Origin of the sequence: Xanthomonas sp. D-109, assembly GCF_017746095.1 — a bacterium.
Taxonomy (GTDB): domain Bacteria; phylum Pseudomonadota; class Gammaproteobacteria; order Xanthomonadales; family Xanthomonadaceae; genus Xanthomonas_A; species Xanthomonas_A sacchari.
In genome coordinates this window covers 65,759-91,165 of record NZ_JAGHWV010000006.1, presented here as the reverse complement: position 1 = coordinate 91,165, position 25,407 = coordinate 65,759, and the positions used below count along the sequence as shown (strand labels likewise).

The following is a 25,407-nucleotide window of genomic DNA, read 5'->3' as shown; positions in this document are numbered from 1 at the left end:
GCCGGATCAGCCGGCGTGGCGTGGCCCGGCCACGCGTGCGGCGAAGGTCGGCAGCACCAGCAGGGTCAGGGCGGTGGCGGTGATCAGTCCGCCGATCACCACCGTCGCCAGCGGTTTCTGCACCTCCGCACCGGAGCCGCTGGCGATGGCCATCGGAATGAAGCCGACGATCGCCACCAGCGCGGTGGTCAGCACCGCGCGCAGGCGGCTGCCCGCGCCGTCGATCGCCGCCTGCAGCGGCAGGTCGCCGGCCTCCATGCGCTCGCCGATCGCCTGCATCAGCACCAGGCCGTTCAAGGTGGCCACGCCGGAGACGGCGATGAACCCCACCGCGGCCGACACCGAGAACGGCATGCCGCGCAGCAGCAGGGCGAGCAGGCCGCCGACCAGCGCCAGCGGCACGCAACTGAACACCAGCACCGCTTCCTTGACGCTGCGCAGGGCCATGAACAGCAGGCCGCCGATCAGCAGGAACACCACCGGCACCACGGTCGCCAGCCGCCGCTCGGCACGCTGCAGGTTCTCGAACTGGCCGCCCCAGCTCAGGTAGGCGCCCGGCGGCAACGGCACGTCGGCCACCGCGGCCTGCGCCGCACCGACGAAACCGCCCAGGTCGCGGCCGCGCACGTTGGCCTGCACCACCACGCGGCGGCTGCCGTTGTCGCGGCTGATCTGGTTCGGCCCTTCGCTGACGGCGATGCGCGCCACCGACGCCAGCGGAATCACCTGTCCGGTCGGCGTGGCGATCGGCAGCGCGGCTAGCTGATCCGGATCGTTGCGCGCGGCATCGTCCATCCGCACCACCACGTCGAAGCGGCGGTCGCCCTCGAAGATCTTGCCGGCGGCGCGGCCGCCGATGCCGGTGGCCAGCGCGTCGCTCACGTCCGCCGCGCTCAGTCCGACCTGCGCCGCCGCCGTGTGGTCGATGGTCACATCCAGCGTGGGCAGGCCGGAGATCTGCTCCACCCGCACGTCGGCCGCGCCTTCCACTGCGCGCAGCTTCGATGCGATCTGCTCGGCCACCTTCTGCAACTGGCCGAAGTCGTCGCCGAAGATCATCACCGCCAGGTCGGTGCGCACGCCGGAGATCAGTTCGTTGAAGCGCAATTCGATCGGTTGGCTGAACTCGAAGCTGTTGCCGAGCTGCTGCCCCGCCAGCGCCTCCAGGCGGGCCACCAGCCGCTCCTTGTCCAGCGCCGGATCGGGCCATTCCTTGCGCGGCTTGAGCACGATCACGCTGTCGGAGATGTTGGTCGGCATCGGGTCGATCGCCGCCTCGGCGGTGCCGGTCCGCGAGAACACCGTTGCCACTTCCGGCTGCGTGGCGATGGCCTTTTCCAGCGCCAACTGCATCGCCAGCGACTGTTCCAGCGAGGTGGAAGGCACGCGCAGCGCCTGCATCGCCACATTGCCTTCGTCCAGCGTCGGCATGAACTCGCGGCCCAGCAGCGCGAACGCACCGACGCCCGCCAGCAGCATCGCCACCGCACCGCCGGCGACCGTGCGCGGATGCGCGACGGCGGTGTGGATCACCGGCGCGATGCGCGTGCGCAGCGCGCGGAGCAGCCGCGTTTCGTGTGCCCCCCCGGCCGCATGCCCCGCGTCGTCCGGCAGCGGCGGCTCGCGCACCAGCAGCGCCGCCATCGCCGGCACGAAGGTGAAGGAAAACAGGAACGCGCCGACCAGGGCCAGCATGAAGGTGGCGGCCATCGGCTGGAACGTCTTGCCCTCCACGCCTTGCAGGGTGAGGATCGGCGCGAACACCAGCAGGATGATCAACTGCCCGAACGCGGCCGGCCGCGCCATCTTGCGCGCCGCTTCGGCGGCCACGCCCAGGCGCTCGGCGGCGGTCAACCCGCGGCCCAGCGCGGCGCGGCGCTGGCCGAGCATGAGCAGGGTCGATTCGACCACGATCACCGCCCCGTCCACCAGGATGCCGAAGTCCAGCGCACCCAGGCTCATCAGGTTGCCGCTGATGCCGAAGCGGTGCATGCCGATCACCGCGAACAGGAACGACAGCGGAATCACCAGCGCGGTGATCGCGGCCGCGCGCAGGTTGCCCAGCAGCAGGAACAGGATCACCACCACCAGCAGCGCGCCTTCGGTGAGGTTCCTGGCCACCGTCTTGATGGTCGCGTTGACCAGCACGCTGCGGTCCAGCACGGGTGCCGCGACGATGTCCGGCGGCAGCGACGTGTTCACCTGCGCCAGCCGCGCGGCCGCGGCCTGCGCCACGGTGCGGCTGTTGCCGCCGGCGATCATCAGCGCGGTCCCCAGCACCGCCTCGTGGCCGTTGCGGCTGGCCGCGCCCAGGCGCGGGGCGCGACCGGAGGCGACCTCGGCCACGTCGGCCACGCGCACCACGATGCCGTTGCGGATGGCCACCGGCGCCTGCGCGAGATCGTCGGCGCTCAGCGCCAGGCCATCGGCACGCACCACCAGGCCTTCGCCGGCACGCTGCACGAAGCCGGCGCCGGCCTGCACGTTGGCGCGCTGCAGGGCGGTGACCAGGTCGGCCAGGCCCAGGCCGTGCGCGGCCAGTCTGGCGGTGTCCGGATGCACCCCGTATTCCTTGACGTAGCCGCCGACCGTGTCGACGCCGGCCAGGCCGGGGCTGGAGCGCATCTGCGGCGCGATGATCCAGTCCTGCACGGTGCGCAGATAGGTGGCGCGCTCCTGCGGCGTGCGCAGCAGCTCGCCGTCCGGCGTGCGGTAGACCTCCCCGGCCTGCCAGCCCGCCGCACCCGGTCGTGCCAGCCGGGACGGGTCGAACGCGGTGAAGTCCACCGTCCACATCAGCACCTCGCCCAGGCCGGTGGTCACCGGCGACAGCCGCGGCGTCACGCCGTCGGGCAACTCCTCGGCCGCCTCGCGCATGCGTTCGGCCACCTGCTGGCGCGCGAAGTAGAGGTCGGTCGCATCGGTGAAGATCGCGGTGACCTGCGAAAAGCCGTTGCGCGACAGCGAGCGGGTGGCGGTCAGGCCGGGGATGCCGGCCAGCGCGGTTTCCAGCGGGTAGGTCACCTGCCGTTCGATCTGCTCCGGGGTCAGGGCCGGTGCCACCGTGTTGAGCTGCACCTGGCGGTTGGTGATGTCCGGCACCGCGTCGATCGGCAGTCTGCCCAACTGGAACAGGCCCACGGCGGCGAGCAGCGCGGCCAGGGTCACCACCAGCCAGCGGTAGCGCACGGCGGTGTCGATCATGAGGTTGAACATGGTCGCCTCCTCAGTGGCCGTGTTCGGCATCGCCCTTGGCCAGTTCGGCCTTGAGCAGGAAGGCGTTGGCGCCGACGACGCGCTCGTCGCCGCGCAGTCCGCCGAGGATCTCGATGCGGTCGCCGGCGCGCCGCCCGACCAGCACCGGCTGCGCCTTGAAGCCGCCAGCGACCGCCACGAACACCGCGTTGCGGCCCTCGACGGTCTGCACCGCATCGGTGGGGACGCTGAGCGCGCTGTCCTGGCCGTCGGTGACCAGCACCGCCGAGACCGGCGAGCCGGCCGGCGGCAGGGGGGTATCGACCGGCATCGCGCGGATCACCGCGGCACCGCCCGGCTGGCGCAGGTCGGCCGCCGCCGCCGTGACCCGGGCGGCGAAGCTGCCACCCGTCCCGCGCACCTCCAGCGCCATGCCGGGCGCGACCTGCGCCGCCAGCGCCGGCGGCGCGCTGAACACCAGCTCGTTCAGCGCCGGATCGGCGACCTCGGCCACCACGCTGCCGGCCGCGACCACGCTGCCGGGCGTGACCTGCACGTTGCCGACGATGCCGGCCACCGGGCTGACGATGCGCACGCGGCCGCTGGCATCGGGGGCCCCGCTGGCCGCGGCCTGCGCCTGCGCGGCGGCGGCCTGGGCCTGCGCCGCCAGCGCCCGCGCATGCGAGGTTTCCAGCTCCTGGCGCGCGACCACGCCCTGTTCGACCAGGGCGCGGTCGCGGGCATGCGCCAGCCCGGCGGCCTTGGCCTCGGCCGCGGCCGCCAGCGCATTGGCACGGAACACCGCGGCCTCGCCGCTGATCACGATGGCCAGCGGCTGCTGCGCCTGCACCGCGGCACCCGGCGCGACCAGCACGCGCTCGACCCGCCCGGTCACGGTGGAGGCCACCGAGGCGCGCGCGCCCACTGCCGGTTCGACCCGGCCGGCCAGGCGCACCGAGGCGCCGCCGCCGCGGCCGACTGCGACCACGTCCAGGCCGGAGGCGGCGATCTGTTGCGGCGTCAGCCGCACCACGTCGCCGGCATCGGCATCTGCGTGGGCAGCGGCATCGGTCTTGGCCACCGGTGCGTGGGCTGTGTCCTTGCCCTCGGCGCCATGGTCGTGCGCGTCGTCGGCCGCCGGGGCGGCCTGCCTGTCGCCGGCGCAGGCGGCCAGCAGGAGCGCCAGCAGCACGCTGCCGGCAAGGGAGATCGAACGGGACAGGTTCATTGTGCCTCCATGAACGGCGCGCGCCCTTCCAGGCGGGCCAATGCGATTTCCGCCGCGACCCGCGCCAGGCGCGCGTCCACCGCGGTGCCGCGCGCGGCGATGAGCGCCGCGCGGGTGCTGCGCAGCTCCAGTTGTGCGATGCGTCCGGCGTCGACGCCGATGCGGGCCAGGCGGTAGGCCTCCTGCGCGGCGGCCACGCTCGCGTCGGCCGCGCGCGTGCGGCTGTCGGCGGCCTTCAGCGTGGCGAGTGCGGACAGGCGGTCGGCGGCGCTGGCGCGGCGTTGCTGCTCCAGCCGTGCCTCGGCTGCGCGCCGTTCGGCGCTGGCGGCACGGATGCCGCCGCGGTTGCGGTCGAACAGCGGCAGGCTGAGGCTGAGGCCGAGCGTGTAGGCATGGGCGCGGTCTTCGCGCAAACGCGTCTGCGCGGCGGTCAGGCTCAGCTCGGGCAGGGCGCGCTTGCGCTCCACCTCGACCTGGCGGTCGGCGGCTTCGGCCTCCGCGGCGGCGATGCGCACCGGCAGCGCTGTCGCCTCGGTGGCGCGCGGCGACGGCGGCGCGCGGTCGAGCAGGCCACCGTCGAGGGACTGCACCGGTGTCTCCAGCAGGGCGATCGCGGCCAGGCGCGCCAGCGCCGCGTCGCGGAACGCCTGCGCCTCGTCGAGTGCCGCGGTGGCCTCGGCCACTTCGCTGCGCGCCTGCACTGCGCGCAGTTGCGGCTCGCGGCCCTGCGCGACCATCGCCTCGACGGCGGCCGCGTCGTCGCGGATCAGGCCCTGCGCTTCTTCGGCCAGCGCGTAACGGCGCAGCGCGCTTTCGGCCAGCGCGTAGGCCGAGGCCATCTCGCTGGCGGCCTCGCTGCGATGCTGCGTGCCGCGCATGGCGGCCGCGTCGGCGTCGGCGCGTGCCGCGCGGATGCGCGCGCCGCGTTGGCCCCACAGTTCCAGCGGTTGCGACAGGGTCAGCGAGGTTTCGGCGCGGGCGGTGCCCGCATAAGTGCCGCTGCCCCAGGCGTTTTCGGTGGACAAGGACAGCGACGGGTTGGGCAGCGCGCGAGCCTGTTCGGCGCGCGCATCGGCGGCCTCGGTCAGCGCCGCGCCGACGCGGCTGCCGGGCAGTTGGTCGAGACGTTGCAGCAAGCTGTCGTACGAAGGGGCGGTCTGCGCCATCGCCAGCGCGGCCGGGGCCAGGCCCAGCAGCACGGCGACGACCCGCCCGGCCGCGCGCGGCGGCCGACGTGTCGGAGTCGACATGAGCAAATTCCAGAGGTGAGGGAAACGGAACCCCGCGATCGCGGGACACGCTCAACTCACGCTCTGGGAGGGCGCTTCAATCCGTCCTGGACGACGCCTGCAGGGGAGGCGTCGACGGCCTGCATCCAGCGCGCCGGTCGCGGCGCGCCGAACACGGCGAGGGCGCTCGCCGGCAGGCTCAGATTCGAGTGGTGGCAATGGTTGTGGCTGCAGGCGCCGGCATGCTTGCCGTCGCTGTCCTCGCCATCGGCATGCGCCGCGGCGGGCGCGTGCACCGCGTCGGCCGATTCCGGCTCCAGCGCGCAGGCCAGCGCATCGGCCACCGGCACGACCACGAACGCCGCCAGCAGCAGCATCAGCATGGAGGTACGCAGTGGACGGAACAGGCGGCGCATGGTCTGGACGAGGCTAGCAAGCGGCTTGCGCCGGATACAATAGCAACGCCCGCCTGATCCATCGGCCCGGACCTGCGCGCGGCGCCTGGTCCTGTGGACAACTTGCACAAGCCCTTGATCGCCTGCATAATGCGCGGCTCGCTGTGCCCGACGAGGTCGGGGCCGGCGGCCGGATGCGCGATCTCCGGCCGGCCTCTCCCAGCGTAACCGTTTGATTTCCCACGTCGCGTGGTGGCCGCAGGGCTACCGGGGCCGCCGTCTCCCAGGCTATGGGCGACCAAACTACTATCGAGGTGCGCAATGTCCCGCGTATGCCAAGTGTCCGGCAAGCGTGTGCAGACGGGTAACAACGTCTCCCACGCCAACAACAAGACCCGCCGTCGTTTCCTGCCCAACCTGCACGAGCGCCGTTTCTGGGTCGCCAGCGAGAACCGCTGGGTCAAGCTGAAGGTTTCCGCGCACGCGCTGCGCACCATCGACAAGAACGGCATCGACACCGTTCTGGCTGAGCTGCGTGCGCGCGGCGAAAAGGTCTGAGGAGTAGAGCATCATGGCAGGCAAGCGCGATAAGGTCCGTATGATTTCCTCGGCCGGTACCGGCCACTTCTACACCACGGACAAGAACAAGAAGAACACCCCGGGGAAGATGGAATTCCTCAAGTACGATCCAGTCGTGCGCAAGCACGTCCTGTACAAGGAAGGCAAGATCAAGTGATCGGCTGATCCTCGGATCGCTGTTCACGCTGGACACGGAACCCGCCGCAAGGCGGGTTTCGTGCGTCTGGAGGATGGAAAACCCCGCCGCCGCTGCGGCCATGGTTGCGTTTGCCGGCGCAGTCCGCAGAATCGGGCGACCTGGGTTGCGAGGATCGCGATGCTGCCGGTCTGGTTGGAAGGCACGTGGCTGCTGGCGCTGGACTGGCTGATCCGGCTGGTGGCGCTGTTGTGGATCCCCACCCGCACCACGCCCGGCGCGGCGCGCAGCTGGCTGCTGCTGGTGGGCTTCGTGCCGTTGCTGGGGCTGCCGCTGTACCTGCTGCTCGGCCACCCCTGGCTGTCGCGCGAGCGCATCCGCCGCCAGGCGCTGGCCTCGCAGGTGATCCGCGAGCAGCAGGTGCCGTTGACCGCGCTGCGCTGGGCGCCGCCGGCCGACACCGTGGTCGCCGAAGTGGTGCCGCTGGTCGAGCGCCAGGGCGACTTCATGCCGACCCACGGCAATAGCGTGGAATTGCTCGACCGCTACGCGCCCTCGCTGCAGGCGCTGATCGACGACATCGACGCGGCGGTCGAGCGCGTGCACCTGCTGTACTACCTGATGTTCGACGACGCGGTCGGCGATGCGGTGAGCGCGGCGCTGCTGCGCGCCGCCGCGCGCGGCGTGCAGTGCCGGTTGTTGCTGGATGCGCGCGGCGGCCGCCGCGGCCTGCGCCGCTACCGCAAGCGCCTGCATGCGGCCGGGGTCGAGGTGCAGGCGCTGTTGCCGGGCGGGCTGCGCTGGCGCCGCAGCGGCCGCATGGACCTGCGCAACCACCGCAAGATCGCGGTGATCGACAACCGTGTCGGCTACATCGGTTCGCAGAACCTGGCTGAACCGCAGTTCGTGCCCGGCCATCCCAACCGCGAGCTGGTGGCGCGCGTGCAGGGGCCGGTGGTGGCGCACCTGGAGGCGGTGTTCGCCAGCGACTGGTTCATCGAGACCGGGCAGCGCCTGAGCGTGGTCGCGCCCGCCTCCATCCACGGCGGCGGCGTCGCCGCGCAGTTGTTGCCCAGCGGGCCGGCGTATCCGTTCGAGAACGCGCGCGACACGGTCAACGCGCTGATCCATCTGGCGCGGCGGCGCATCGTCATGGTCACGCCGTACTTCGTGCCGGACGAGGCCACGCTCAGCGCGCTGCGCATCGCCGCCCTGTCCGGGGTGGACGTGCAACTGATCCTGTCCGAGAGCAACAACCAGCGGCTCACCGCCTGGGCGCAGGAGGCCTATTACGACGAACTGCTGCGCAGCGGGGTCAAGATCGCGCTGTACCGGCCGTGCTTCCTGCACGCCAAGCACCTGAGCGTGGACGAAGGCATCGCCCTGGTCGGCTCGATCAACCTGGACATCCGCTCGTTCGCGTTGAACGCCGAGGTCGGCATGCTGTGCTACAGCGCCGCGGTGGTGCAGCGGCTGCGCGCGGTGGAGGCCGACTACCTGGCCGACGCGCGGGTGCTGACGTTGCAGGACTGGCGCAAACGGCCGGCCTGGCGGCGCAGCCGCGAAGGCATCGCGCGCCTGGCCGATGCGCTGATGTGACGCACGCCGATGACAGGCGCATGACGCGCTCATGCGCGATCGGTGCCGGCACATGCGCGACGGTTCTCAGGCGCGGGCCGGGTCGGTGGGGGCTTCCCTTACAATCGCCGCATGAATGAGCTTGTGCCCAGCGAACCGGTCGACGACGACTGCGACATCGCCATCGTCGGCGGCGGCGCGGCCGGCGTGCTGGTCGCCTTGCACTTGCTGCGCCAGGCCAGTACGGCGCTGCGCGTGCAACTGATCGAATCGCAGCCGGCGCTGGCGCAAGGCGTGGCCTACGCGACGCCCTGCGCCGAGCACCTGTTGAATGTGACGGCCGGGCGCATGAGCGCCTTCGCCGAGGCGCCCGACGACTTCCTCGACTGGCTGCAGCAACAGGCCCTGTATCCGCAGCTGGCGCGCACGGCGCTGGCCGAGGCCTACGTGCAGCGCCGGCATTACGCCGCCTACCTGCGCGCGCGCCTGCTGCAGGCGCAGGCCGCCGGGCCGGCGCGCCTGCAATGGCGGCAGGCGCGCGTGCTGGCGCTGCATCCGCAACCGACCGGCGGTCAGATTCTGCAATTGCACGACGGTGGACAGCTGCACGCCGGTGCCACGGTGCTGGCGCTGGGCAACAGCCTGCGTCCGCTGCCGGCGCGCGGTGCCCCCAGTCTCGACGCGCCGTCGCGGATCGAGGCCTGGGACTATGCGCAGTTGCAGGCGATTCCGCGCGAGGCCACGGTGTGCATCGTCGGCTCCGGGCTGAGCATGGCCGACAGCGTGCTGACGCTGCTGGCCAATGCGCACCGCGGCCCGGTGCACGTGGTCTCGCGGCATGCCTTGCTGCCGTTGCCGCACGCCGCCCATGGCGCGCCGGCCGACTTCGATGCGCAGGCGTTGCTGGCGATGCCGTTGCGTCAGCGGGTGCGCGCGCTGCGCCGCCATGCGGCCGCGGCGCAGGCGCAGGGCCGGCCCTGGCAGAGCGTGATGGACCGGATACGCCCGCTGAGCCAGGCGCTGTGGCAGTCGCTGTCGGTGACCGAGCAGCGCCGCTTCCTGCGCCACGTGGTGCGCTACTGGGATGTGCACCGGCACCGCATTGCCGCGCCGGTGTTCGCGCAGCTGCAGGCGATGCGCCGGGTCGGCCAGTTGCGCCTGCACCGCGCGCGGCTGGACACGGTGTTCCCGGTTGGCGCCTGCGTGCAGGTCAACGGCACGGGCGCCGACGGCGTGCCGCTGCAGCTCGACGCGCACTGCGTGATCAACGCCACCGGCGTCGAACTGCGCGCGCAGACCATGCGCAATCCGCTGCTGCACCAGTTGCTGGGGTGCGGCCATGCACAGCCGGGGCCGCATGGCATTGGCGTGGGCAGCGCCGCCGACGGCGCGCTGCTCGACGCCGATGGCCACGCCACGCCGCGTATCCGCGTGCTCGGTAGCCTGCGCATCGGCAGCCTGTGGGAAAGCCTGGCGATCCCCGAGCTGCGGGTGCAGGCGCAGCAGACCGCGCAGGCGCTGCTGGCGCTGGAGTTGTCGGTGTCTGCGGTGCATTGAGCGCCGCGGCGCATGCCGGCCGCGGTTGCGCGCGGGGCAGCCGTGACCTTCTTTGTAGGAGCGGCTTCAGCCGCGACCGGGATGTCGGCAAGGCCCGTCGCGGCTGAAGCCGCTCCTACGGCGACCAGACCTTTGCATCGTTTCTAGCCGCGACGAGCATTGCCGCTCCTACAGGCGGGTCTCACAGGCCCCATCCACCGCGTCTTGCGGCGTGCGCCCGAGCAACAGGCAGATCGCGATCGCCGCCAGTGCAGTGATCGCCGCCAGCACCCGGCTAAGCGTGCCGAAGGCCGCCGCGTAGGCCAAGCGCAGTTGCGTCGCGGACAGCGCGCCCTCGGCCATGGAGGCGGACAGATCGCCGGCGACCAGCCGCTGTGCGGTCTCCGCCAGGGCCGCGTGCGGCAGCAGCGGCGCGACCGCGGCCAGCCGCGCGTGCACCAAGGCCGCGAGCAGGGCGGCCACGCTGGCCAGGGCGATGCCTTCGCCGGCCACGCGCAGGGTGCCGAACAGGCCGGCGGCCATGCCGGCACGTTCGGTCGGCACCACGCTGACCGACAGCGCATCCATCAGGCCCCAGGGCAGGGCGGTGCCGGCACCGATCAACAACAATGCCGGCAGCGCCTGCGCCGGTGGCCGCGCGCCCAGCCAGCACAGGCCGACCGCCGCCACGGCCAAGCCGGCCGCGGACAGCCAGGCTGGGGCGATGCGCTGCGCCAGCACCGCGGCCAGGCTCGGCACCAGCAGCATCGGCGCCGACAGCGCCAGCAGCGTCAGGCCCGCGCTGGCGGCGGGCGCGCCATCCACGCCGATCATGCGCAGCGGCAGCAGCACCAACAGCACAACGTAGCTGGTGCAGGTGGCGACCGGCAGCAACTGCACGCCGACGAAGCGCCGGTAACGAAACAGGCTCAGGTCCAACAGCGGATGCCGGCGGCGCCGTTCGATCCGCACGAAGCCGAGCAGCAACAGGGCGGCGGCACCGAGCAGGGCCAGTGTCGCGGGGCTGCCCCAGCCGCTGTGCGGCCCCTGGATCAGGCCGGTGGTGAACAGCGCCAGCGCCGCGCTGAAACACAGCGCGCCGGCACGGTCGGGCGGACCGGCGGCCGGGTCGCGCGAGGCCGGCAGCCAGCGCGCGGCCAGGGCCCACGCCAGCGCCGCGACCGCGGCCACGCCGAAGAAGATCGCACGCCAGCCCAGCCGTTCGCTCAGCGCGCCGGCGGCCAGCGGGCCGAACGCCAGGCCGGTGCCGAAGGTGGTGCCGAGCAGGCTGAACGCGCGCGTGCGCGCCGCGCCGATGTATAGCTGCGCCAGCGCCGCGGTGCCGGCGGCCAGTGCGGCGGCGGCACCGACGCCCTGCAGCGCCCGCCACAGGTCGATCGCCGCGACCGAGCCGGACACGGCGACGCCCAGGCTGGCGCTGGCGAACAGCGCCAGGCCGACGAGGAACACCCGGCGCCGCCCATGCCGGTCGGCGAGCGCACCGGCAGCCAGCAGCAGGCTGCCGAAGCTGAGCATGAAGGCGTTGGTGATCCAGGCCAGGGCCAGTGCGCTGCCGCCCAGGGCCGCGCCGATCGCCGGGGTGGCGACGGCGCCGCCGGAGAAGTTCAGCGGCAGCGCCAGGGCGGCCAGGCATACCGCGGCCAGGGCGGCGCCGCGGCGCGGCAGGAAAGTGGAATCGGGAGGCGAAGCGGCGGTCATCTAGGCGGCTCTGGCGGCGGGTGTCGAAAGGCCACTAGAGATACCGGGGCGGCAATCTGCGAAAAAGGACCCGCTCCTCCGCGCTTTGCGGAATGGAACGCTCTAATATCGCGGCATGGACCGCCTCACCGGCATCGTCGCCTTCGTCCGTGCCGCCGAACAGCGCAGTTTCGTCGGCGCCGGCCGCGTGCTCGGCATCTCGGCCTCGGCGGTGGGCAAGAGCGTGGCCGTGCTGGAGCGCGCGCTCGGCGTGCGCCTGCTGCAGCGGACCACCCGGCGCATCGCGCTGACCGCCGAGGGCGCGCTGTTCCTGGAGCATTGCCAACGCGTGCTGGCCGACCTGCGCGAGGCCGAGGAGGCGCTGGCGCAGACCCGGCAGGCGCCGCGCGGGCGGCTGCGGGTCGGCCTGCCGACCATCGGCTACCGCTTCCTGGTGCCGCTGCTGCCCGAATTCCGCCAGCGCTATCCGGACGTGGAGCTGGACCTGGAGTTCGACGACCGCGTGGTCGACCTGCTCGAACACGGCCTGGACGCGGTGATCCGCAGCGGCGTGCAGGCCGACTCGCGGCTGCTGGCGCGGCGCCTGGGGCCGTTCCGTTTCTGCCTGTGCGCGGCGCCGCACTACCTGCGCCGCCGCGGCGTGCCGCAGACCCCGGCGGAGCTGGTCGCGCACGATGGCGTGCTGTTCCGCGTTCCCGATACCGGCAAGCCGCAGGATTGGCCGTTGGCCGAACCGGCGCCGCTGCCGCCGGCGGTGCTCACCTGCAACAACATGGAAGCGGTGCGCGCCGCGGCGATCGCCGGCCTGGGCATCGCCTGCATGCCGGCGTTCCTGGCGCAGGACGCGTTGGCCGACGGCCGCCTGCAGCCGGTGCTGGACGCGCACATGGCCGACGGCGGCGCGTTCTTCGTGGTGTGGCCGTCGCGCCGGCAACTGTCGCCGAAGCTGCGCGTGTTCGTGGATTTCCTCGCCGAACGGCTGTTCCGCACCGATTGACGCCACGTCGTGTGCCGGGCGACGCGCACTGTCGCAGCCGCTGCGCCGCCGCACCGGCTAAAATGCGCGGGTGGATGTCTCTCATTTGCTCGACGATCTGAACCCCGCCCAGCGCGAGGCCGTTTCCGCAGCGCCCGGCCACTACCTGGTCCTGGCCGGCGCCGGCTCCGGCAAGACGCGCGTGCTCACCCATCGCATCGCCTGGTTGCACCAGGTGCATGGCGTGCCGGTGCACGGGATCCTGGCGGTCACCTTCACCAACAAGGCCGCGGGCGAGATGCGCCACCGGGCCGACCTGCAGCTGCGCAACGGCAGCCGCGGCATGTGGATCGGCACCTTCCACGGCCTGGCGCACCGCCTGCTGCGCCTGCACTGGCAGGACGCGAAGCTGCCGGAGAGCTTCCAGGTGCTAGACGCCGACGATCAGCTGCGGCTGGTCAAGCGCGTGGTGCAGCAGCTGGAGCTGGACGAGGGCAAGTACCCACCCAAGCAGATCGTGTGGTGGATCAACCAGCAGAAGGACGAGGGCCGCCGCGCCCAGCACATCCAGCCGGAACCGCGCGACGAGTGGGTCACCACCCTGCGCAACGCCTACGCGCTGTACCAGGAGCGCTGCGACCGCGCCGGCCTGGTCGACTTCGCCGAACTGCTGCTGCGCGCGCACGAACTGCTGCGCGACACCCCGGCGCTGCTGGCGCACTACCGCGCCCGCTTCGGCGAGATCCTGGTCGACGAATTCCAGGACACCAACGCCATCCAGTACGCCTTCGTGCGCGTGCTCGCCGGCGACAGCGGCCACGTGTTCGTGGTCGGCGACGACGACCAGGCGATCTACGGCTGGCGCGGCGCCAAGGTCGAGAACGTGCAGCGCTTCCTCACCGATTTCCCCAGCGCGCAGACCATCCGCCTGGAGCAGAACTACCGTTCCAGCGCCAACATCCTCAACGCCGCCAACGCGGTGATCGCGCACAACCCCGACCGCATCGGCAAGCAGCTGTGGACCGATTCGGGCGACGGCGAGCCGATCGACCTGTACGCCGCCTACAACGAGGTGGACGAGGCGCGTTACGTGGTCGAGCGCGTGCGCCAATGGGTGCGCGACGGCGGCAGCTACAGCGAGGCGGCGGTGCTCTACCGCAGCAACGCGCAGTCGCGTGCGTTCGAAGAGGCGCTGATCGCCGAACAGGTGCCGTACCGGGTCTACGGCGGCATGCGCTTCTTCGAGCGCGCCGAAATCAAGGACACCCTGGCCTACCTGCGCCTGGTCGCCAACCGCGCCGACGATGCGGCGTTCGAGCGCGCGGTCAACACCCCGCCGCGCGGCATCGGCGACCGCACCCTGGACGAAGTGCGGCGTTTGGCGCGCGCGCAGTCGCTGTCGCTGTGGGCGGCGGCGCGACAGGCCGCGCAGCAGGGCGGTGAGCTGGCCGCGCGTGCGCGCAACGCGCTGGGCCTGTTCCTCGGCCTGATCGAGCAACTGGCCCTGGACGTGGCCGGGCTGCCGCTGCCCGAACAGATCGACCAGGTGCTGGCGCGCTCCACCCTGCGCGAGCACTGGGGCAAGGAGAGCCGCGGCGGGCTGGATTCGGAATCGCGCACCGACAACCTCGACGAACTGGTCTCGGTGGCCTCGCGCTTCGTGCGCGCCGACGGCGACGAGGACGCCGACGAAGGCCGCCAGGCGATGACCGAGCTGGTCGCGTTCCTGGCCTACGCCTCGCTGGAGGCCGGCGAAGGCCAGGCCCAGGCCGGCGAAGAAGGCGTGCAGTTGATGACCCTGCACTCGGCCAAGGGACTGGAATTCCCGATCGTGTTCCTGGCCGGCATGGAAGACGGCCTGTTCCCCAGTGCGCGTTCGCTGGAAGAGAGCGGGCGCCTGGAGGAAGAGCGTCGCCTGGCCTACGTCGGCATCACCCGCGCCCGCCACAAGCTGGTGCTGAGCTACGCCGAGTCGCGGCGCATCCACGGCCAGGACAACTACAACGTGCCCTCGCGCTTCCTGCGCGAGATCCCGCGCGAACTGTTGCACGAAGTGCGGCCGAAGGTGCAGGTCTCGCGCAGCGCCTCGCTGGGCGCGCCGCGCAGCCTGGGGCACAGCGTGATCGAGGCCCCGGCGATCAAGCTCGGCGCCAACGTGCAGCACCCCAAGTTCGGCGGCGGCGTGGTCATCGACTACGAAGGCAGCGGCGCCCACGCCCGCGTGCAAGTGCAGTTCGACGAGGCCGGCGCCAAGTGGCTGGTGATGGCGTACGCCAATCTGACGGTGTTGTGAGTGGCGGCAGCAGGCGGACCTCGTGCCGCCTCGCGATCAGGGCGTGCGCTTGCGCGCGATGCAGATGCCGTCATTGCCCGCGTTTCCGGCCTGATCGCACAGGGTCCAGCAGCGCTGCGCCGGCCGTGACCAGGCGCTGGCGATGCGCTCGCATTGGGTGATGGCGTCCTGCAGGTCGCTGGCGGATAGCCACCCGCACCCCATCGTGGGCAATGACACGTGAGGCTCATTGATGGCAATGTCACCCACGACCAGAATTGCGCGTTTGCCCTGGTTTTCGCGAAAGAACGTCGCCGCCTGTTGCGCCGATGCGCACTGCAACAGCACTGCGGCGACCTCATTGCGGTAAACGATGATGCGCAGCGCATCCGGGCGGTAGTCCAGGCGCGCTGCACCGCTATCCACGCAGATTCTCGCATCGTCGGCAGGCGATACGAGCAGATGCCGATCCTGCTGCTGTGTCGTTGCCGAACACGGCATGCCGATCCAGACCCGCGGCGGTTCGCTGCGCGAGGGATGCGATGGTGATCCCGCTGCGCCGCAGCCGCCGAGCAGACCTATGCAGATGGCCGCAGCCGCCATCCGGCGCAGCTCGTGTCTCGATCTGCGCGAGCACCGCGCTATCAGGCGCATGCGTCAGCGTGGCGACGGCGCGGAGGATGCCGCGACGCGGGTGAAGTAGTTGGTGCGCATCGTCGGCGTGCCGTCCGGCGCGAATGCGCACACGGTCTCGGTCATCGAGCGGCCGTCCGCGGCGACGGTGTAGATGCGGGTCGAGGCCACGCTCCTGTCCTTGGACAGCATCATCACCAGCACGTTGGGCGCGGGCATCTGCAGGGCGAAGACATCGGCCTCGAAGTTGTTCTTCACCGGCGTGGCGCGGCCATCGAGCGCGGCGACGCCTTCGGCATGCATGGTGCCGCCGCCCTGTTCGGCAATGTCGACCTTGACCGCCCACTTGCCCTTGCCCGCCTCGCTGAAGCGCAGGGTGACGGCCTTGGGCCGGTCCTGGGGTGCCCGATCCAGGCGCGCCACGTCCACGGCCCAGTTGCCGAGCAGGGGCGAGGGCGCAACGGGTGCGGCGGATGCGGACAGACACGGCGACAGCAGCGTCGCGAGCGCGACGGCGAACAGCAGTTTCATGCGACCTCCCGGGATGGTGTGCAGCAATGAGGACAGCCAATGCTGTGCGCTGCGCGCGTTCGCTCGGTCAACCGTGCCGGGGTGCCGAAGAGCGCATCCGTGCGGCGGCATGACCGTCCTGCTCCAGGACGCGTGCGCTGCGACGCTAGCACCGGGGGCGTATCGCAACAAGTACGGTGGTCAAGGGTCTGGATCCGCCGCGCACACGGCCTCGCTCAGCCCACGCCACGCCGTCGCCGCGCCTCCAGCAGCGCATAGCCGGCACAGGCCAGCAGCAGCGGGCCAAGGTAGTAGAAGGCGCGATAGGCCAGCAATGCCGCCAGCAGTTCCGCTTGCGGCGCCTGCGATCCCAACAGCGGCAGCACCACCGCTTCCAGCACGCCGATGCCGGCCGGCACGTGGGCGATGGCGGTGGCCACGGCCGCCGCCAGCAGTGCGCCGAGCACCGAGAGGTAGGCCACGCCGGCCGGCATCAGCACGTACAGCAGGGCGCCCATCAGCGCCCAGTTGCCGGTGCCCAGGCCGAGTTGCAGCAGCGCCAGCGGCAACGGCGGCAGGTGCAGGACATGGCCGCGCACCTGCAGCGTGCGGCCATGCGCGCGCTGGCAGGCGATCAGATACGCCAGCACCGCGGCCAGCATCGCGGCGCCGATCCAGGGCAGTGTCGCGCCGCTCAGCGGCCACTGTGCCGGCATGCGCAGGCGCCCACTGACCAGCAGTATGCCGGTCAGCAGCAGATAGCCCACCCAGTTGGTGGCGATGGCGAAGCCGACCACGCGGCTGATCGTCGCCAGGCCCAACCCGGCGCGTCCGTACAGGCGATAGCGCAGGGCAGTGCCGCCGATCAGCGCGCCGACATTCAGGCTGAACGCGTAGGCGATGTCGGCGATCGCCATGACCCGCGGCGCCGGCACCGCATGCGCGGCGTAGCGTCGCGCGGCCAGATCGTAGCCGGCATACAGCAGGTAACTGGCCAGGGTCACCCCGGTCGCGGCGACCAGGGTGCCGGCACCGTAACCGGCGAGAGTGGTGCCGACTTGTGCCCAGTCCACCGTGCGCGCCGCACGTACCAGCAGGACCGCCACCAGCGCCAGGAAGGCCAGGTAGGCGAAACGACGCAGCACGCGCCAGCGTTTGCGCGGTCGGCTCATGGCGCGTGCCGCCTGCGCCGCAGCACCGCGGTGCGCGGCGTGCGCTTGGGCAGTCGGCTGGCCCACTGCGGCACGTTGCGCAGCAGGTGGAACAGCAGCGGCCGCAGCAGCGGTTGCCAGAAGCACCCGCGCGGCACCTGCGCCGGCACCACCTCGCGGCAGTGCCGTTGCATCAGCCGTTGCAGGCGCCCGTGCAGGTCGCGCGCAAAGGCGGCATCGCGGATCACCAGGTTGGCTTCCAGGTTCAGCGCCAGGCTCAGCGGATCCAGGTTGCTCGATCCCACCGTGCTCCAGTGACCGTCGATCACCGCGACCTTGCCGTGGAACGGGCGCTCGCAGTATTCGAAGATCTGCACGCCGGCATCGACCAGATGCCGGTACAGCGCGCGTGCGGCGAACAGCGCCAGCGGCGTGTCCGGTTGCCCCTGGAAGATCAGCTTCACCGCCACCCCGCGGCGCGCAGCGGCGCACAGGTCGCGCAGGAAGCCGTAGCCGGGGAAGAAGTAGGCGTTGGCAAGCACGATCTCCTGCCGTGCATTGCGGAATGCCTGCCGGTAGGCGCGTTCGATGCTGCGGGAACGACCGGCGTTGTCGCGCGGCAGGAAGCACACCTCGGCCGCGCCGGCGGGCGGCACATCGACGTTCTCCTGCGGCGCCCACCCCGCGCCGGTGCCGTGGGTGGCCAGGGTCCGGCGCACGAACGCGACCATGTCCGCTACCACCGGGCCTTGTACCTCCACCGCGTAGTCCTGTTTCGCCTCCGGGCCGAAATCGGCCAGGTGATCGGCCGACCAGTTGATGCCGCCGATCATGCCGATTCGCCCGTCCACCACCAGCAGCTTGCGGTGCATGCGTCGGAACACGTTCAGGCGCACGCCGAGCAGGGTCGGCTGCTGGTCGAACAGGCGCAGCTCGGCGCCGGCCTCGGTCAGTTCGCGCACGAAGCCGGGCGAGAGATCCGGCGAGCCGAACGCGTCCACCAGCAGGTGCACGCGCACGCCGCGGCGCGCAGCGGCGACCAGGTGGTCCTTCAACGCCAGGCCGACCTTGTCCTCGAACCAGATGAAGGTCTCCAGCAACACCTCGTGCCGGGCCGCGTCGATCGCGGCGAAGGCGCGCGGGAAGTACGCATCGCCGTTCTCCAGCAACTGCAGGCGATGGCCCTGGCGCCAGCGCGTGTCGCGGTCCGCCGCCCGCTTCACAGCACGATCCTGGCATGCAGCGGGGCGTGGTCGGACAGGTGCGACCATGGCCGGCCGGTCAGCACCCGCGCGGCCTCGATGCGCACGTTGCGCACATAGATGCGGTCCAGCGGCAACAGCGGCCAGCGCGCCGGGAAGCTGCGCGCCACGCGTCCATGCAGCTGCGCGAAGGCCTCGGTCAGGCCGTGCCGCTGCAGCAGCGGATGCCCATGCTGGCGCCAGTCGTTGAAGTCGCCGGCGACGATCAGCGGCGCCTGCGCCGGCAGTTCGGCGATCAGCGCGCCGAGCAGGCCGATCTGCCGACGCCGGTGCGCCTCGCGCAGGCCCAGGTGCACGCAGATCGCATGCAGCGCCACGGCATGCCCGGGGATCTCCAGCACCGCATGCAGCAGCCCGCGGTGCTCGTGGCCGGCGATGGAGACGTCGCGGTTGACGAAGGAGGCGATCGGAAAGCGCGACAGCAGCGCGTTGCCGTGGTGCCCATGCGGATACACCGCATTGCGGCCGTAGGCGAACTGCGGCCACAGCGCATCGGCGAGGAATTCGTACTGGCTCTGCGCCGGCCAGTCGGCGTGGCGACCGGCATGCAGCTGGTGTTCGCCCAGCACTTCCTGCAGGAACACCAGGTCCGCGGGCAGGGCGCGGATCGCCGCGCGCAGTTCCGGCAGCATGAAGCGCTGCTTCAGCACGCTGAAGCCCATGTGCGCATTGATGGTCAGCAACTCGATCGCAGGCATGCCGGGGCAGGACGGACGTTACGGCTGCCATTGTCGTCAGCGTCCGCGTGCGGCGCGTGACGGTGTCGCGTCGCGCATTTGCCGCCGCTGCATTGCCGGCAGCGGCGGCGGTGTCGGCTCAGCGCCGTGCAGCGATGATCTTGCTCAGGTAGTCCGGCGTGCCCTCGACCCGCACCAGGTGCGGATACTGCAGGCCGTCGTGATAGTTCACCGGCACGTCGCGCACGCCGCCTTGGTACTTGAGCGTCAGCACGATCGGCGCGCTGCCGCCCTTGGCGTCGGCGATGGCCTGCTTGAGCGTGTCGCGCGAGTAGTCCTGGCCGTTGACCGCCAGCACCGTGGCGCCGCTGCTGACCCCGGCCTTGAACGCCGGGCCGTCCCACAGCACGTCGTTGATGCTGGCGTCGTCGTTCATCACCAGGCCGATCGACCAGGCAAAGTTGTAGCGGTGCCGCGCCGACTGGTGGCGGCCGTCGTACTGCTTTTCGAATGCGCTGGGCTGGTCGGTGTACACCAGCTTCCAGCCGCTGGCCTGCAGGCCTTCCAGCAGCGGCGGGTCCACCTGGTAGACGCGGCGGTTGATGTAGTCGGCCCAGTCGTAGTGGACCACGCCGTCGAGCGCGGCGACGACGTCGTCGAAGGTGTAGGTCTTGACCGCGAAACTGCCGTCGTCGATGCCGAAGAACGCCTTGGCCACGTCGTCCAGCGACTTGCGCCCGCCGCTCATCGCGCGCAGCTTGGCGTCCACCGCCAGCCACACCATCTGCCCGCCGCTGTAGTAGTCCTCGCTCATCTGCCAGCTGCGGTAGGGCAGCGGGGACCGGTGCGCGGCGGTGGGGTCGTTGGTGGTGTCCTCCAGCGAGCGCCAGCGGAAGCCGGCGCGGTTGCGGTCGTAGTTGGCCGCGGTCATCGCCAGCGCATCGCGGAACTGTTGCGGTGTCCACATCCCGGCGCGCGCGGTCAGCACATAGCCCCAGTACTGGGTCTGGCCCTCGTAGACCCATAGCAGCGAGTCGCCCATCGGCACGTTGAAGGTCGGCGTCCACAGGTCGGCCGGGCGCCGGAACTTGCCGTTCCAGGAGTGCGTGTACTCGTGCGCCAGCAGGTCGCGGTCCGGCGCGTTTTCGTCCCAGGCGCTGAAGTAGTCGGCAGCCAGTCCGTTCTCGCTGGACTGGTGATGCTCCAGGCCGTTGCCGCCCAGCACGTCCGACAGCGAGAACAGGAAGTCGTAATGCGCGTAGTGGTGCGAGCCGAACAGCTTGATCGCCTGCACCGGCAGATTGCGGTGCGCCTGCAGCTGCTCGGCGCTGATGTCCAGGAACCGCGGCGCGTCGGCGACCACGTCCAGATGCACCGGCGCGCCGCCGGCCGGGGTCAGGTCCACGCGCTTGAAGTAGCGCCCGGCATAGATCGGCGAGTCGACCAGGGTGGTGAAGTCCACCGGCTTGAAGGTGGTGGTGGCGCCGTTGCGGCTGGCGGTCTCCAGCGCGGTGCCGAATTCCCAGCCGGCCGGCAGGGTCACGCTCGGCGCCACGGTGATGCCGCGGGTGTCGTGGCCGGCCGGGTACAGCGCGACCTTGTTCCACTCCAATTGCAGCATCTTGTCGGTCATCTCGAAACCGTCGTCGCGCGGCGACAGGTACTGGAAGCTGGCGTCGATCGTGCTCACGCCCTGCGGCACGTCGACGTGGAAGCTGTACACGTCGAAGGTGTCGCGGCGCCACGGCAGCGGCTTGCCGTTGGCGGTGAGGGTGAGGCCGGCCAGCATCGCCACCGGCCCGCCCGGCGAATGGTCGCCTGGAATCCACTGCGGGTACTGCAGGGTCAGCCGCCCGGCGCTGACTGGGATGGTCTCGTGTACCCGGTAAATGCCTTGACGCACGTCGCCGGCGTCCACCTGCAGGGTCAGCGTGCCGGGATAGGGCGTGTCCTGCGGTGCCGGCACGTCGGGCGCGCGCACCACCTGCGCCTGCGCGGCGCTGGCGAGCGCAAGACCGATGCCGAGGACCAGCGCCCGGCGGGCGCGACGGGAGACGGGAAAAGCGGTGGCGGACATGCGCGGCTCCGGGAGCGGGATGGGATGCGAAGCGCGGAACGTTAGCACCTGCCGCCGTCGCCGGCGCACTTGCCCGGCCTGGTCACGCAGGTGCCAGGCAATGCCGTTCATCCCGGTGCCACGGCTCCCGGGCTGTGATCCCGGGAAGGCCGCGCGACAGCGGTATCCCTCCAGCGCCTGGCGACAGCGTTGGTCGTCCAGCGCTGTCCCGCTGTGGACGGCCGCCAAGTGCGCAACCCCCGGACTCCGGCTGCATCGCAGCTTCGGTGTTGCAGCTGGAAGTGTGCCGCCTCAGTCCTTCAGCGCCCCGTCGCTCGGATCGCTGGCGGCATAGGTCAAGGTTGGCAGCTCCGCATCATGCGGATGCCGCAACGCCTCACGCAGCGGCTCTGGCAGCCGCTCCACCGCCAGGATCACCTTGCCGAAATGCACGTCGCGTACCGCGCTCGACGGCACCACGAAGTCGCCGCCATTTTCGATGTTGACGACGAACGTTGCGCCGCCGTCACGGACCTCGCGTACCGCACCTACACCGACTTCACCATCGGCGACGAATACCATCTGACCTGCTTCCACACGTTCGGACATCGCGCACCGCCTTTGTCTGGGAGAGAGTCCACGCAGGCTGGAATGTGCCGGCGCGGGCGTTCGATGATCGGACGCGTGGGCGTTGCTGGACGGTGAATGCGGCGTGGTCTATGGGTCACGACGTCGCCGTGGCTGCCGCCTGCGCGTCGCCGGCAGGGGACACGCGCCGTGACGCAGCGCGATGCGATCATTCCCGTTCGACCACTGCCTGGGAGGGCAAGGATGCGAAGCGAAAAAGAGAAGATGCTGGCCGGCGAGGCGTATCGCCCAAACGACGCGCAATTGCAGGCCGAGCAGGACGCTGCAAGCGCCTGGATGCGGCGCTACAACGCGGCGCTGGCCGAGCCGCCGGCGCGGCGGCACGCGCTGCTGGTCGAAGGACTGGGTTCGGTGGGACGCGGCGCGGTGGTGCGGGCGCCGTTCCATTGCGACTACGGCTACAACATCCACCTGGGCGAGGACGTGTTCCTCAACTTCAACTGCGTGATCCTCGACGTGGCGCCGGTGCACATCGGCGCCGGCACCCAGATCGGGCCGGCGGTGCAGCTGTACGCCGCCGATCATCCGCGCGAGGCCGCGCAGCGCGCCGAAGGGCTGGAACTGGGGCGGCCGGTCATGATCGGGCGCAACGTCTGGATCGGCGGCGGCGCGATCGTGTTGCCGGGCGTGACCATCGGCGACGACGCGGTGATCGGCGCCGGCAGCGTGGTCACCCGCGATGTGCCGGCTGGCGCGCGCGTGGCCGGCAATCCGGCACGGCCGCTGAAGCCGCACAGCGACTGAATTTGATCCGGGTCAAGGCGGGCGCTGCCCAGCGGGTGTGCAATGCTTTCCTGGCCGCCACGCGCGGCGTTACCGGAGCACCGCCATGTACAAGCGCATCCTGATCGCCATCGATGGTTCCGAGTTGTCCGCCAAGGGCCTGCAACAGGGCCTGGCGCTGGCCGCCGCGCTCGGCGCGGACGTGGATATCGTCACCGTGTCCGAGCCGTGGGCGATGGGCATGTACGACGCGATGGGCTGGAGCGTCGGCTACGAGGCCAGCCCCGAATACCGCCAGGACCGCGAAGCCGGCGCGCAGAAGATCCTGGCGCCGGCCCTGGCCGCCGCCGAAGCGACCGGGGTGACCGCGCACGGCCGTCACGTGCTCGACCGCTACGCCGCCGAGGGCATCATCGACATGGCCGTGGCCTGCAACAGCGACCTGATCGTGATGACCTCGCACGGCCGCCGCGGCATGAGCCGGGTCCTGCTCGGCAGCCAGACGGCGGAAGTGCTCGCCAACAGCCAGATCCCGGTGCTGGTGATCCGCTGACGTCCACGCGGGCGCGAGCCACACCGTCTTACGCCGCGGCAGGCGGTCGTTCCGGATAGCGTCCACGTACCGGCTGGCGTTGGTGCACGCGCGTCTGTCGTATCGCGGTAGCGCGCGCAGTCCCTGGCTGGGAATTGTCAGGCTGGTAGCGCCAAGCCGGACCGTACGACCGTGGCGTCAGGCACGCCCCCCCCCACGGCTGTCGGCGGCGGCGGGAGCCATGCATGACGCAGGGTGTCGTGCGTGCGGATCGAGCACTACGGCGCGGTTGATCTGCTCACGCTCTACACGGCCATGCAGCGCCCCGTGCAAGACCCTGGCACGGACTGCGTAAGAGCATCGCCAGGTTGTGCGCCACTCTCCGCCGCGAGGCAGGCCGATGTCAGCAATTTGCCGATGGGCGGCACGGTCGACGCCGCCGATGCTGGACGCCGATGTCATACCGGTGCGCGAGCCTGCGGTACGCCGCGTGGGCATCGTCCCTCCATGCCAACGGATCCCGCCCATGTCCATTCTCGCGTTTCACCCGCCGCATCTGGCTAATCGCTTCCCCAAGGGCGTGCATGCCATCCAACACCCGGGCAAGACGCTACTCGATCACGACCGGATCGTCGCCGCCTTGCCGCGCACCGAGCAAGGCCCCCCGCAGCTGCAGTACGACATGGTATGGATTGGCGGCGGCCACGGTGATGTCGACGGTAAAGGCATACCGCGCCAGTTCAACGGCTGTGATAAGGCCGATGTCTTTCAGGGCTTCATTGCGGATCTTGTCGCCATCGGCATTCGCACGCCGGCACTGGTCGTCGATACCTGCTTCTCACTGGCCTCGCTGCCGCAACTGGCTCCATTGCTCACCGAGAACGGCGTGTTCGCCGGCTGGTCGTGCATCTGCACCACCACTCGCAACGAACTGCTGGCCTCGCACCGGCTGCCGGCACTAGTGCAGCAGACCGAGACCGCGCTAGCCGAGGTGACCACGGCGTCGTCCAGCCAAGTGGTTTACCTGATGCGCGACCGAGTGCTGCTCCGTCATGCGCAGTTGACTGCAAGCGTCGGTGGCCTGGATGCCGACGACCTCGGCGATGCCAAGGCGACCCTAGCCCATGTGCGCTCGGCGACCTGGCAGGGCAAGCCGCTGATCGCCACAGATCAGCCCATGCAGGACCGCGACGCGTTCATTCATCGCCTGCACCAACTCTGACCGGTCCAGCGCCTGCGCCCATCCGGGCATCCACCAACCCCAAAGGACGTTTTCCATGGCCACCTACACCAACAATGGCACCGGCACGTTCAGCACTGCCACCAAAAAGATCCGCACGCATGTGCTCGACGAATACCTCGCGACGAAGATCGCCAACTATGTCGGCGTATCGCGCAACAAGGTCAACGATACGACGGTGATTCGAATCCCGGCGAACTACGCCAACAGCGAAGGCGTGATTCCTGACATGGAACTGGTCAAAGGCCTGCGCGTGGATCTGCAGAAGAAGCAGAGCCACGGGGGTAACGCGTATGCGACCTGGCAGGTGCAGTGGGGCACCGGCAGCGGCAGCACCGGCGGCGCCTATGCCGGCGTGCTGATGCGGGTGGATACCGACTTCACTTTCGCCCAGTTCCGTCAGGCGATGAGCGATAGCTTCGGATACACCCCGGGCGCCTATTGCCGGCTCGATCCCTGACCGGGCCGGCGAACGTGCTGGCGATGCCGCGCCGTCGCGGCGTGAATCACCAGCTGTAGAGCTTCCAGTACACCGGCGAGACATTGTCCTTGCTGCCGTCCACTTCCATGTGGCCGTCACCGTTGCGGTCGTACAGGTAGTAGGCCGGGCCGCGCGCCGGGGTCACCTTGACCATGCGCAGCTGACCACCCACGCGGTATTCGTCGACGGTATCGCCGTTGTCCATCTTGCGCTGGGTCGTTTCCGCGCCGCGCACGTCCATCGGTGCACCGTCCGGGCCCAGGCCGGTCGAGGCGCAGCCCGCCAGCAGCAACAGCGGAACGAGGATCAGGGCTTTCATTGCGGTGTACTCCACAGGCAGGACATGGCGCAGAGTATGCGCCGAGTGTCTGCGTGCGGTGTGCGAATGGTGACCGCACCCTCACCCCAACCCCTCTCCGACGGGAGAGGGGCTCGCGCTGCTCCCTTCTCCCACCGGGAGAAGGTGCCCCGCAGGGGCGGATGAGGGTCCGGGCGCAGCCTCGTGGAGCAAGTCAGCGCGTCGCTTCGCGCCGGACCCTCACCCCAACCCCTCTCCCGATGGGAGAGGGGCTTTGGCTCTCCCTTCTCCCCTCGGGAGAAGGTGCCCCGCAGGGGCGGATGAGGGTATGGGCGCAGCCTCGTGGAGCAAGT

At 70.8% G+C, this 25,407-nt stretch carries 23 protein-coding genes; 10 read left to right on the top strand and 13 right to left on the bottom strand.

Annotation, left to right across the window (positions count from 1 at the left end; all coding sequences use genetic code 11):
• Window positions 1-6 precede the first annotated feature (6 nt).
• Genes J7357_RS06590 through J7357_RS06575 form a run of 4 tightly spaced genes read right to left on the bottom strand, consistent with a single transcriptional unit; the run spans window position 7 to window position 6,068 of the window.
• Window positions 7-3,216 (bottom strand): CusA/CzcA family heavy metal efflux RND transporter, encoded by a 3,210-nt coding sequence (locus J7357_RS06590; protein ID WP_209245489.1) that lies wholly within the window; start codon window positions 3,214-3,216, stop codon window positions 7-9.
• Window positions 3,217-3,226: 10 nt separating this feature from the next.
• Entirely contained in the window at window positions 3,227-4,423 is a 1,197-nt protein-coding gene (locus J7357_RS06585; protein WP_209245488.1) for an efflux RND transporter periplasmic adaptor subunit, read from the bottom strand.
• Window positions 4,420-5,673, bottom strand: coding sequence for a TolC family protein (locus J7357_RS06580; RefSeq protein ID WP_209245487.1), 1,254 nt, complete (start codon window positions 5,671-5,673; stop codon window positions 4,420-4,422). The genes J7357_RS06585 and J7357_RS06580 overlap by 4 nt, the downstream gene beginning before the upstream one ends.
• Before the next feature lie 56 nt (window positions 5,674-5,729).
• Window positions 5,730-6,068, bottom strand: a complete 339-nt coding sequence (locus tag J7357_RS06575; RefSeq protein ID WP_209245486.1) for a hypothetical protein — start codon at window positions 6,066-6,068, stop codon at window positions 5,730-5,732.
• A gap of 300 nt (window positions 6,069-6,368) precedes the next feature.
• On the opposite strand from J7357_RS06575, the gene rpmB reads away from it, so the two are divergent.
• The 4 genes from rpmB (at window position 6,369) to J7357_RS06555 (ending at window position 9,897) form a co-directional block, all read left to right on the top strand.
• Window positions 6,369-6,605 (top strand): 50S ribosomal protein L28, encoded by a 237-nt coding sequence (gene rpmB / locus J7357_RS06570; RefSeq protein ID WP_010342733.1) that lies wholly within the window; start codon window positions 6,369-6,371, stop codon window positions 6,603-6,605.
• Window positions 6,606-6,615: 10 nt separating this feature from the next.
• Window positions 6,616-6,783, top strand: coding sequence for a 50S ribosomal protein L33 (rpmG, locus tag J7357_RS06565; protein WP_169411268.1), 168 nt, complete (start codon window positions 6,616-6,618; stop codon window positions 6,781-6,783).
• 159 nt (window positions 6,784-6,942) lie between these two features.
• On the top strand, window positions 6,943-8,361 hold the full coding sequence (gene cls / locus J7357_RS06560) for a cardiolipin synthase (protein WP_010342732.1): 1,419 nt from the start codon (window positions 6,943-6,945) through the stop codon (window positions 8,359-8,361).
• 111 nt (window positions 8,362-8,472) lie between these two features.
• Window positions 8,473-9,897, top strand: a complete 1,425-nt coding sequence (locus J7357_RS06555) for an FAD/NAD(P)-binding protein (RefSeq protein ID WP_209245485.1) — start codon at window positions 8,473-8,475, stop codon at window positions 9,895-9,897.
• A gap of 168 nt (window positions 9,898-10,065) precedes the next feature.
• Here J7357_RS06555 and J7357_RS06550 read toward each other — a convergent pair whose 3' ends face one another.
• On the bottom strand, window positions 10,066-11,595 hold the full coding sequence (locus J7357_RS06550; protein ID WP_209245484.1) for an MFS transporter: 1,530 nt from the start codon (window positions 11,593-11,595) through the stop codon (window positions 10,066-10,068).
• A gap of 115 nt (window positions 11,596-11,710) precedes the next feature.
• On the opposite strand from J7357_RS06550, the gene J7357_RS06545 reads away from it, so the two are divergent.
• Together J7357_RS06545 and uvrD are read left to right on the top strand one after the other, a co-directional pair.
• Window positions 11,711-12,592 carry a LysR substrate-binding domain-containing protein gene (locus tag J7357_RS06545; RefSeq protein WP_209245483.1) on the top strand — a complete coding sequence of 294 codons (882 nt, stop codon included), beginning with the start codon at window positions 11,711-11,713 and terminating at the stop codon, window positions 12,590-12,592.
• A gap of 70 nt (window positions 12,593-12,662) precedes the next feature.
• On the top strand, window positions 12,663-14,864 hold the full coding sequence (gene uvrD / locus J7357_RS06540; protein ID WP_209245482.1) for a DNA helicase II: 2,202 nt from the start codon (window positions 12,663-12,665) through the stop codon (window positions 14,862-14,864).
• 36 nt (window positions 14,865-14,900) lie between these two features.
• On the opposite strand, the gene J7357_RS06535 is transcribed toward uvrD, so the two are convergent.
• From J7357_RS06535 to J7357_RS06505, 7 genes are all read right to left on the bottom strand, one after another.
• Window positions 14,901-15,446, bottom strand: coding sequence for a hypothetical protein (locus J7357_RS06535; RefSeq protein ID WP_209245481.1), 546 nt, complete (start codon window positions 15,444-15,446; stop codon window positions 14,901-14,903).
• Between the two features lie 54 nt (window positions 15,447-15,500).
• Window positions 15,501-16,007 carry a hypothetical protein gene (locus J7357_RS06530; RefSeq protein ID WP_209245480.1) on the bottom strand — a complete coding sequence of 169 codons (507 nt, stop codon included), beginning with the start codon at window positions 16,005-16,007 and terminating at the stop codon, window positions 15,501-15,503.
• Window positions 16,008-16,222: 215 nt separating this feature from the next.
• Complete coding sequence (locus tag J7357_RS06525) at window positions 16,223-17,158, bottom strand: UPF0104 family protein (protein WP_244667330.1); 936 nt, start codon at window positions 17,156-17,158, stop codon at window positions 16,223-16,225.
• Window positions 17,155-18,360, bottom strand: a complete 1,206-nt coding sequence (gene clsB, locus J7357_RS06520; RefSeq protein ID WP_209245478.1) for a cardiolipin synthase ClsB — start codon at window positions 18,358-18,360, stop codon at window positions 17,155-17,157. The genes J7357_RS06525 and clsB overlap by 4 nt, the downstream gene beginning before the upstream one ends.
• Window positions 18,357-19,097 carry an endonuclease/exonuclease/phosphatase family protein gene (locus tag J7357_RS06515; RefSeq protein WP_209245477.1) on the bottom strand — a complete coding sequence of 247 codons (741 nt, stop codon included), beginning with the start codon at window positions 19,095-19,097 and terminating at the stop codon, window positions 18,357-18,359. The genes clsB and J7357_RS06515 overlap by 4 nt, the downstream gene beginning before the upstream one ends.
• A gap of 118 nt (window positions 19,098-19,215) precedes the next feature.
• Entirely contained in the window at window positions 19,216-21,153 is a 1,938-nt protein-coding gene (locus J7357_RS06510) for a M61 family metallopeptidase (RefSeq protein WP_209245476.1), read from the bottom strand.
• A 291-nt stretch (window positions 21,154-21,444) separates the two neighbouring features.
• On the bottom strand, window positions 21,445-21,741 hold the full coding sequence (locus J7357_RS06505) for a hypothetical protein (RefSeq protein ID WP_244667328.1): 297 nt from the start codon (window positions 21,739-21,741) through the stop codon (window positions 21,445-21,447).
• Between the two features lie 222 nt (window positions 21,742-21,963).
• Between J7357_RS06505 and J7357_RS06500 the strand changes: the two genes are divergently transcribed.
• The 4 genes from J7357_RS06500 to J7357_RS06485 all read left to right on the top strand — a co-directional run bounded on the left by J7357_RS06500 (window position 21,964) and on the right by J7357_RS06485 (window position 24,735).
• Entirely contained in the window at window positions 21,964-22,524 is a 561-nt protein-coding gene (locus J7357_RS06500; RefSeq protein WP_209245475.1) for a sugar O-acetyltransferase, read from the top strand.
• Window positions 22,525-22,609: 85 nt separating this feature from the next.
• Window positions 22,610-23,056, top strand: coding sequence for a universal stress protein (locus tag J7357_RS06495; RefSeq protein ID WP_209245474.1), 447 nt, complete (start codon window positions 22,610-22,612; stop codon window positions 23,054-23,056).
• A 505-nt stretch (window positions 23,057-23,561) separates the two neighbouring features.
• The gene (locus J7357_RS06490; RefSeq protein WP_244667327.1) at window positions 23,562-24,257 is read left to right on the top strand and encodes a hypothetical protein; all 696 of its coding nucleotides are present in this window, start codon (window positions 23,562-23,564) and stop codon (window positions 24,255-24,257) included.
• Window positions 24,258-24,312: 55 nt separating this feature from the next.
• Complete coding sequence (locus J7357_RS06485; RefSeq protein WP_209245473.1) at window positions 24,313-24,735, top strand: hypothetical protein; 423 nt, start codon at window positions 24,313-24,315, stop codon at window positions 24,733-24,735.
• Between the two features lie 46 nt (window positions 24,736-24,781).
• Here the strand turns inward: J7357_RS06485 and J7357_RS06480 are convergent, their stop codons facing one another.
• Entirely contained in the window at window positions 24,782-25,075 is a 294-nt protein-coding gene (locus J7357_RS06480; protein WP_017910345.1) for a DUF2782 domain-containing protein, read from the bottom strand.
• Between the last annotated feature and the right edge of the window lie 332 nt (window positions 25,076-25,407).